Origin of the sequence: Streptococcus gordonii (assembly GCF_001553855.1) — a bacterium.
GTDB classification, from domain to species: domain Bacteria; phylum Bacillota; class Bacilli; order Lactobacillales; family Streptococcaceae; genus Streptococcus; species Streptococcus gordonii.
Map to the genome: position 1 here is coordinate 247,805 of NZ_LQWV01000001.1, position 7,969 is coordinate 255,773.

Below are 7,969 nucleotides of genomic sequence, written 5' to 3' on the forward strand. Positions count from 1 at the left end.
TTTAGTTCATTTTAAAGCGTCCTAGACGTAGAGCATTGACGACAACCGATACTGAGCTCAAGCTCATGGCTAGGCCAGCCAACATAGGATTGAGCAAGGGACCGCCGAAAAGATGCAGCAGACCCATAGCAATCGGGATGCCTAGTGTATTATAAGCAAAGGCCCAGAAAAGATTTTCCTTGATATTACGAATGGTCGCCTGGCTAAGCTTGATGGCCTTGACCACATCTTGCAGATCACTATGCATGAGCACTACATCTGCTGATTCGATAGCTACATCAGCGCCTGATCCGATGGCAATTCCTACATCTGCCTGAACCAGAGCTGGCGCATCATTGATACCGTCTCCGACCATGGCCAGTTTTTTATCAGCTTCCTGCAAGTCCTTGATAGCAGTGGCCTTACCATCCGGCAATACACCTGCGATAACTTTTTGGATGCCAGCTTTCTGGGCAATAGCTTTCGCTGTTTCCTCACGATCCCCTGTCAGCATGATGACTTCTAGCCCCATAGACTGGAGCTCTTGCACCGCCTTCAGACTGCTGGACTTCATCTCATCTGCTACCGCTAAAATACCTACCAGCTGTCCATCTATTGCGACAAACATGGCTGTCTTCCCTTTCTGGGATAGCTCCAACAACTGTTCTTGAAAGGCACTGCTGTCAATGTTATTTTCTTTCATCAAAGACTCATTTCCCACCAGAAGCCGTCTGCCCTCGACCTGAGCTGCTAAGCCTCGTCCAACTATAGCCTCAAAATGGCTGACTGGCAGTAAGTTAAGCTCCTCCTCTTCAGCCGCTTCCAAGATAGCCTGAGCCAAAGGATGCTCAGAATGCTGCTCAGCACTAGCTATTAGCTGCAACAAGTCGGGCCGATTCAAATCACACAAGGGCAGCAGATCTGTTAGGCTGGGTTTACCAACCGTAATCGTCCCCGTCTTATCAAGAACAATAGTATCCAGTTGATATGCTGCTTCCAAAGCTTGTCCAGACTTAATCAGAATTCCATTTTCAGCCCCTTTACCAGTCCCAACCATAATAGCTGTCGGAGTCGCTAATCCCAGCGCACAAGGGCAGGCAATGACCAGAACTGCAATAAAGATTGACAGGGAAAAGCTAAGGCTCTCACCAGCTAGAAAATACCAGCCAAGCGCGGATAAAGTAGCCAAGCTCAGCACTATTGGGACAAAATAAAGCGAAATCTTATCGGCCAAAGCCGCTATCGGCGCCTTAGACCCCTGCGCTTCCTCCACCAATCTAACAATCTGAGCTAAGGTCGTATCCGAACCCACCCTAGTTGCTTGGTAATCAATACTTCCATTTTGATTGATCGTTGCACTGGTAATGGTATCGCCAACCTTTTTTTCAATCGGGACACTTTCACCAGTCATCATGGACTCATCCACAAAGGTCTGTCCCTCCGTCACAAGGCCATCTACTGGCATACGCTCTCCTGGCTTGATACGGATAATGTCTCCAACTCGGATATCCTCTGTATCAATGGTCACAGCCTCACCATAACGAATCACTGTCGCCTGACTAGGCACTAACTCAAGCAGAGACTGAATTGCCTGAGACGTTCTCCCCTTAGCTGAACTTTCCAGATATTTTCCCAGCAGAACCAAGGTAATAATCACTGCAACAGACTCAAAATAGAGCTGATGGACAAAGGGATGATGACCTAGAAAAACCTGACTGACCGAGTAGAGGCTATAAAGAAATGCTGCACTGGTTCCCACCGCAATCAAACTATCCATATTGGGATGTCGTTTGATAAGATTACGAAATCCTCTCTGATAAAAACCACGACCGATCCACACAGCAGGCAACGTTAAAAGTAGTTGAGAAAGGACGAAGAGCAAGGGATGCTTCATATGGTCCAAGAAGCTAGGCTGAGGAAGGCCGACCATACTACCCATAGAGATATAAAGCAAGGGCAAAGCGGTAATCAAAAGAATCAGTAGTTCTTGTTTCTTTCTTCGTAAAATTTGCACTCTAGCTACAGCCTCTTCGTTTACGTCAGACGGTTTGGCTATGCCTTTTTCTTCTGCCTGATAACCGGCCTCAGCTACCGCATCTAGCACTTGCTGACTATCAAATCCCGCCTTAGGGACTAAACTGAGACGTTCTGTGGCTAGATTGACATTAACATCCTCGACCGTTTCTAAATCCTTGACCGCCATCTCAACTGTCATAGCACAAGATGCACAGGTCATTCCTGATAGCTTGTATTCTTTTTTCTCCATCATAATCTCCTTATCTACGACCACAGCGACACTGACCTTGCGGACAATGGCATTCAATTTCTAGTGGGGCTGAAGCCCTTTTCTTATCAATGGCCTGACTAAGCAGTTGCAAATCTCCTTGGCTGAACTGACTTCTCTCAATCATCGAAATTAAAAGCTCTCCATGCTTGGTGTTACAGATATTATCAAAGAGAGCCTGCAAAGTACTTTCCAGATGATCTGATTCTAAAATACGAGCATCATAGTAGAACTTACCCTCTATTTTTTCCATAGCTATAAATTCTTTGGTTTTGAGACGATTCAAAAGTGTTTTGATAGTTGCCGGCTTCCATGAGAAGTCTGCCTCCAAACGCGCTATAATCTCTGTGCTACGGCTATGCGGATACGCCCATAACACGCGCATAACTTGCCATTCTGCTTGGCTAATATTTTGCTGTTCCATTGTTTAACACTTCCTTATTATTTACATTTGTAATTCAATACTTTATTAGTTTACATTTGTAATCGTAATTTGTCAAGTATTTTTATCGTCATTTTCCGATATACAAAAAAGAAGGCGGGATAATCCCGTCTTCTCAAGTTTGTCCATATTAATGCGTCAACATCTCTTGGGCAATTTCTTGACCGGTCAATTTACTTGGATAGTAGGTTGGCCAGTTTTCCAGCTCGTCAAAGAGTGCTTCCTGACTCTCACCGCCATAGAAGATATGGAAATGAGCCGCCTTAGTTGGTGCAATGTTGTGGTCGCTAAACTGAACATACTTGTATTGACCAGCATCTTTATCTGTCGCTTCAAACATAAATCGTACTCCACGATTTCCCTTAGAGTAAGTCAGAGTATGCTTACCAACGTATTTATAAGTATATTTCTTGGATTTTCCATCTACCACAAATTCCATAGTTTTATCTGTGATATTGATATTGGAAACATCTGTCTTGTAGCCTTTATCATAGTAGTCCTTGTATTCAGCTGCTGTCATTTTCCCAGTCAGCTTAGCCTTGTAGTCAAAGACTTGGTCCAAGGTACCATCCTTCAGATAAGGGTATACAGACTGCCACTCACCAGCATAGTCAGACAAGGTCCGATCCTTGACGGCACTGTCTTCAAAGTAGCCATTTTGAACAGTCTTAGTATCTTCTTCTTTCTCAGCCGCAATCTCTACTCCCTCTTGATCAGTCGTTTTCTTAAGATCCTTTAGATTAGCCTGCATGATCGAAATATAGTCTGCCCCATCCTTGGTCTGTTCTTCGGTCAAGCTTTCCAGTGGATTCAAGACATCTAATTCTACTCCTGTTTCCTTAGCCAAAGTGGAAGCTAAGGCCTGAGAAGCATTTTCTTCAAAGTAGATATACTTGATTTTATTCTTCTTGATGTACTCGGTCAATTCAGCCAAGCGTGAAGCCGATGGTTCACTGTCTGGTGAAAGTCCAGAAATTGGAACCTGCTTCAAACCATAGTCCAATGCTAGATAGTTAAAGGCAGCGTGTTGGGTAACAAAGCTCTTTTGCTTGGCATTAGCCAAACCAGTTTCATATTCCTTATCCAAGGCTTCTAGCTTCTTGATATAAGCTGCAGCATTTTTCTCAAAAGCAGCTTTCTTTTCAGGATAAGCTTTGCTCAAGCTATCTCGGATGTGCTCCACCATTTGAATGGCCCGCTTTGGAGACAGCCAAACATGAGGATCGTACTCATGATGGTGTCCCTCTTCACCATGATCATGGTCGTCTTCCTCTTCTCCTCCAGGAAGTAAGAGCATCTTTCCAGTCGCCTTGATTACAGTTTCCTTCTTATTCTTCAATGTTTTTAGCAAATCTGGAACCCAAGTCTCCATATTTTCATTTTCATAAACAAAAGCATCCGCGTCCTGAATCGTCGCAACTGCCTTTGCAGAAGGTTCATAATCATGTGGCTCTGTTCCAGCACCAATTAAAAGATTAACGTTGGCTTCATCTCCAGCCACCTGCTTGGTAAACTCATAAACGGGATAAAAAGTCGTGACAATATTTAGCTTGCCATCTGCTTTTTTCTGATTAGAACAAGCGACTAAGAAAATACTCAGTAGACCTGCTAATAGTAAGCTAATTTTTTTCATTTTCTACTCCTATTTCACAAATTTTTTGATCAAATTGACCACTAAAAACAAACTGACGAAAATAATTGTTATACTAGCGCTTGCTGGCGTCTCTGCATAGTAAGAAATATACAGACCAGCAATCATACCAAAGAAACCGATGATATTTGCTAGTAAAATAACCGATTTAAAGTTTTTCCCAATCCGCAGAGCAATACTGGCCGGCAAGACCATAATGGTCGAAACCAGCAAAGCTCCCGCAGCCGGAATCATGAGGGCTATTGCAACTCCCGTCACGATATTAAAGAGAATAGACATGGTTCTCACCGGCAGCCCATCCACAAATGCCGTATCCTCATCAAAGGTCAAGATGTACATAGGCCGAATGAAGAGGAAGGTTAAGACAAGTACCACAGCGGCAATAACAAAAAGAGAAATCACCTGCTCCGTACTAATCGTCACAATGGAGCCAAATAGATACTGATCTAGACTCATGGAACTAGAACTCTTCCCCTTACTCATAACAATTAAGGAAATAGCTAAGCCAGTAGACATGAGAATGGCTGTCCCGATTTCCATGAAATTCTTATAAATAGTCCGCAAGTACTCTAAAAAGACTGCTGCAATCATGACCACAATCACCGTTGTCAAAGTTGGCGACAAACCAAGAACCAAGCCAAAAGCAACACCTGCTAGTGACACGTGGCTAAGCGTATCACTCATGAGACTCTGCCGACGTAAAATCAGGAAAGTCCCCAGAATCGGCGAGAAGAGACTCATGGCAATAACTGCCAAAAAGGCTCGTTGCATAAAATCATAGGAAAATAGATTAAGCATGGTTCACCTCCTGTCCATTGTCGCTTTCATGCACATTGAAACAGCGCCAAGGCGAGTCCTGATTCCGAACCAAATGAATATTACGGTCAGCATACTTACGAACTTCCTCCGGATCGTGCGTAATCATCAAGACAGCTTTCCCATGCTTATGAGCACTATGGTGCATGAGCTTGTAAAACTCATCTTTACTGCCTGCATCCATCCCTGTTGTTGGCTCATCTAGGACAAATATATCTGGGTCTGAAGCAAACATCCGAGCAATCACAGCCCTCTGCTTTTGCCCGCCAGAAAGAGAGCCAAGCCGCTTGTCCCTATGTTCCCACATCCCTACAGATTCAAGACTTGCCTTGATATGTTCTTCATCATGCTCATTCAAACGACGAAACCAACCTTTACGCGGATAACGACCTGACTTGACAAATTCATATACCGTACTAGGAAAACCAGCATTAAAACTAGCTATCTGCTGAGGTAGATAAGCAATACGTAATTTCTTTCCTTGAGTATTTGTCTTAGAAATCTTAACCTCTCCATTCTTAGGTCGTAAAATTCCCAAACTAGCCTTGATAAGTGTCGTCTTAGCAGCACCATTCTCCCCCGTCAGCGTAACAAACTCTCCACTATCCAAAAAATAATGAATATGCTCTAGAACAGGTTCTTTATCATAGTAGAAAGATAAATTTTCCACTGTTATATATCTCATTTCCCAATTTCTCCCACTAAGGCCTCCAAAAATTTTTCAATTGCTTGTTGTTCATCTTGAGAAAATCTATCCAGTAAACTTTGATAAGTTTCCAAGGTATGAGCGTGATGATGCTCATGTTCATAAGCAATTGGCTGTGCTAATTCAGTTAAGCGATAAAAAGTTACTCTAGCATCCTTCTTATCTTTGAAAGTCTCCAACATCCCTTGATTGATTAAAGACTTAACAGCCTTCGTTACAGCGGCCTGACTTACATTTAATTTTTTAGCTAAATCAGAGTTGGTCAACATCTCTTCAGCTAACAACATCAAAATATGTTCTTGTGTATTCGTTAAAGCAACATTACTCGTACATGAACCAACTAGAATCTCATGCTGATTCTCAGCCTTCAAAATAATCTCATTTAAAAAAGAATCAATCTTATGAGCTAACTGTGACATGATTTCCCTCCCTCTCTTTACTTAACCAGTTAATGTTTCACTGGTTAATTATAACACAATTAAAAAAAGAAGCAAATAAAAAGTTCAAACTAGAATCAAAAAAATTATTACAAACCGAATCATTTACTTCAAAGCCAACAAAGTAAACACAGTAAAAAAGAGCTAGAAACTCGAATAAACTTAAGCTATACTGACAAACGAAGGCACATCCATGAAGACAATAGATTTCAAGCTCTATTCTTGCTAAGTAGCAGCATGTTGATTTAATACACTTCTAGAACTTTTGGTTATTCACAAAAAAAGGCTTTTTTCAGCATCTAGGATCTTTCTAGTAACTCATTCTTATCTTTCAAATACTAACATCGTCTAATGATTCTTAAAAAAGAAATTATGATCTCAGGGATTCAAACAATTCACTAATATTAAATCAAGCAACAAATAATCAACTTGAAAAAATCACGCCTCTATAAATGGAACTACAAATTTCCCCTCGCACATATATCCAAATAATAAAAAATTTACAGATTAAATAAATAAGTTTTAAAGTATAAGTTATTTAAAAGAATGCAAAGTTAAAAAGATCAAAATAAAAAAAGACAAGGTCAACAAACCTTGTCTCTTCAGTAAACTTAAGCTATACCGGCGGCCGGGGTCGAACCGGCACGTCCGTGAGGACACTGGATTTTGAGTCCAGCGCGTCTGCCAATTCCGCCACGCCGGCTCAAGTTTAACTGGGGTAGCTGGATTCGAACCAACGCACGAGGGAGTCAAAGTCCCTTGCCTTACCGCTTGGCTATACCCCAATATCAATAAATAGGCGAGTGATGGGGATCGAACCCACGCATGCCAGAGCCACAATCTGGTGTGTTAACCACTTCACCACACCCGCCATATTATCAAACACGGGCAGTAGGAATTGAACCCACACTGAAGGTTTTGGAGACCTTAGTTCTACCTTTAAACTATGCCCGTAAAGGTTTATGGAAGGGGAGGGATTCGAACCCCCGAACCCGAAGGAGCGGATTTACAGTCCGCCGCGTTTAGCCTCTTCGCTACCCTTCCAAAAAATATAAGTAAAATGGCGCGAGACGGAATCGAACCGCCGACACATGGAGCTTCAATCCATTGCTCTACCAACTGAGCTACCGAGCCTTATTGCGGGAGCAGGATTTGAACCTACGACCTTCGGGTTATGAGCCCGACGAGCTACCTAGCTGCTCCATCCCGCGATACTATTATTCAACTAAAAGGAGGATGTGGGATTCGAACCCACGCACGCTTTTACACGCCTGACGGTTTTCAAGACCGTTCCCTTCAGCCGGACTTGGGTAATCCTCCAAGAAATGATATAGTCCGTACGGGATTCGAACCCGTGTTACCGCCGTGAAAAGGCGGTGTCTTAACCCCTTGACCAACGGACCATAAAATATTCAAATGGGCACGAGTGGACTCGAACCACCGACCTCACGCTTATCAGGCGTGCGCTCTAACCACCTGAGCTACGCGCCCAAGTTATAAAAACTTGGTATGAACCTTTCGTTCAAAGCGGGTGACGAGAATCGAACTCGCGACAACAGCTTGGAAGGCTGTAGTTTTACCACTAAACTACACCCGCTTGAATATGGGAGTTAACGGGATCGAACCGCTGACCCACTGCTTGTAAGGCAGATGC

6 protein-coding genes and 11 tRNA genes are annotated in these 7,969 nt (G+C 42.9%); all 17 read right to left on the reverse strand.

Annotated elements, in window-relative coordinates; genetic code table 11:
- Position 1: 1 nt before the first annotated feature.
- Positions 2-2,248: a heavy metal translocating P-type ATPase gene (locus AWH02_RS01150; RefSeq protein ID WP_081041935.1), complete on the reverse strand. Its 2,247-nt coding sequence runs from the start codon at positions 2,246-2,248 to the stop codon at positions 2-4.
- A gap of 7 nt (positions 2,249-2,255) precedes the next feature.
- The gene (locus AWH02_RS01155) at positions 2,256-2,687 is read right to left on the reverse strand and encodes a CopY/TcrY family copper transport repressor (protein WP_008810077.1); all 432 of its coding nucleotides are present in this window, start codon (positions 2,685-2,687) and stop codon (positions 2,256-2,258) included.
- Between the two features lie 148 nt (positions 2,688-2,835).
- Entirely contained in the window at positions 2,836-4,338 is a 1,503-nt protein-coding gene (locus tag AWH02_RS01160; RefSeq protein WP_060553786.1) for a zinc ABC transporter substrate-binding protein AdcA, read from the reverse strand.
- Positions 4,339-4,347: 9 nt separating this feature from the next.
- On the reverse strand, positions 4,348-5,154 hold the full coding sequence (locus AWH02_RS01165; RefSeq protein WP_045773402.1) for a metal ABC transporter permease: 807 nt from the start codon (positions 5,152-5,154) through the stop codon (positions 4,348-4,350).
- The gene (locus AWH02_RS01170) at positions 5,147-5,857 is read right to left on the reverse strand and encodes a metal ABC transporter ATP-binding protein (protein ID WP_060553785.1); all 711 of its coding nucleotides are present in this window, start codon (positions 5,855-5,857) and stop codon (positions 5,147-5,149) included. Before AWH02_RS01170 ends, AWH02_RS01165 begins: the two co-directional genes overlap by 8 nt.
- The gene (locus AWH02_RS01175) at positions 5,854-6,297 is read right to left on the reverse strand and encodes a zinc-dependent MarR family transcriptional regulator (protein ID WP_060553784.1); all 444 of its coding nucleotides are present in this window, start codon (positions 6,295-6,297) and stop codon (positions 5,854-5,856) included. The genes AWH02_RS01170 and AWH02_RS01175 overlap by 4 nt, the downstream gene beginning before the upstream one ends.
- A 637-nt stretch (positions 6,298-6,934) precedes the next feature.
- Positions 6,935-7,018, reverse strand: a tRNA-Leu gene (locus tag AWH02_RS01180).
- A 10-nt stretch (positions 7,019-7,028) separates the two neighbouring features.
- Positions 7,029-7,100, reverse strand: a tRNA-Gln gene (locus AWH02_RS01185).
- Positions 7,101-7,113: 13 nt separating this feature from the next.
- Positions 7,114-7,186: transfer RNA gene (locus tag AWH02_RS01190), tRNA-His, on the reverse strand.
- A 12-nt stretch (positions 7,187-7,198) separates the two neighbouring features.
- Positions 7,199-7,269 (reverse strand) — tRNA-Trp (locus tag AWH02_RS01195).
- A gap of 9 nt (positions 7,270-7,278) precedes the next feature.
- A tRNA-Tyr gene (locus AWH02_RS01200) sits at positions 7,279-7,359 on the reverse strand.
- A gap of 17 nt (positions 7,360-7,376) precedes the next feature.
- Positions 7,377-7,449: transfer RNA gene (locus AWH02_RS01205), tRNA-Phe, on the reverse strand.
- 3 nt (positions 7,450-7,452) lie between these two features.
- A tRNA-Met gene (locus tag AWH02_RS01210) sits at positions 7,453-7,526 on the reverse strand.
- Between the two features lie 19 nt (positions 7,527-7,545).
- Positions 7,546-7,635 (reverse strand) — tRNA-Ser (locus AWH02_RS01215).
- A gap of 11 nt (positions 7,636-7,646) precedes the next feature.
- Positions 7,647-7,718, reverse strand: a tRNA-Glu gene (locus tag AWH02_RS01220).
- 14 nt (positions 7,719-7,732) lie between these two features.
- Positions 7,733-7,806 (reverse strand) — tRNA-Ile (locus tag AWH02_RS01225).
- 35 nt (positions 7,807-7,841) lie between these two features.
- Positions 7,842-7,912, reverse strand: a tRNA-Gly gene (locus tag AWH02_RS01230).
- Between the last annotated feature and the right edge of the window lie 57 nt (positions 7,913-7,969).

Coding starts and splice junctions, on each gene's coding strand:
- AWH02_RS01165 (WP_045773402.1), bottom strand. CDS start 5,154: ATGCTTAATCTATTTTCCTATGATTTTATGCAACGAGCCTTTTTGGCA.
- AWH02_RS01160 (WP_060553786.1), bottom strand. CDS start 4,338: ATGAAAAAAATTAGCTTACTATTAGCAGGTCTACTGAGTATTTTCTTA.
- AWH02_RS01175 (WP_060553784.1), bottom strand. CDS start 6,297: ATGTCACAGTTAGCTCATAAGATTGATTCTTTTTTAAATGAGATTATT.
- AWH02_RS01155 (WP_008810077.1), bottom strand. CDS start 2,687: ATGGAACAGCAAAATATTAGCCAAGCAGAATGGCAAGTTATGCGCGTG.
- AWH02_RS01150 (WP_081041935.1), bottom strand. CDS start 2,248: ATGATGGAGAAAAAAGAATACAAGCTATCAGGAATGACCTGTGCATCT.
- AWH02_RS01170 (WP_060553785.1), bottom strand. CDS start 5,857: ATGAGATATATAACAGTGGAAAATTTATCTTTCTACTATGATAAAGAA.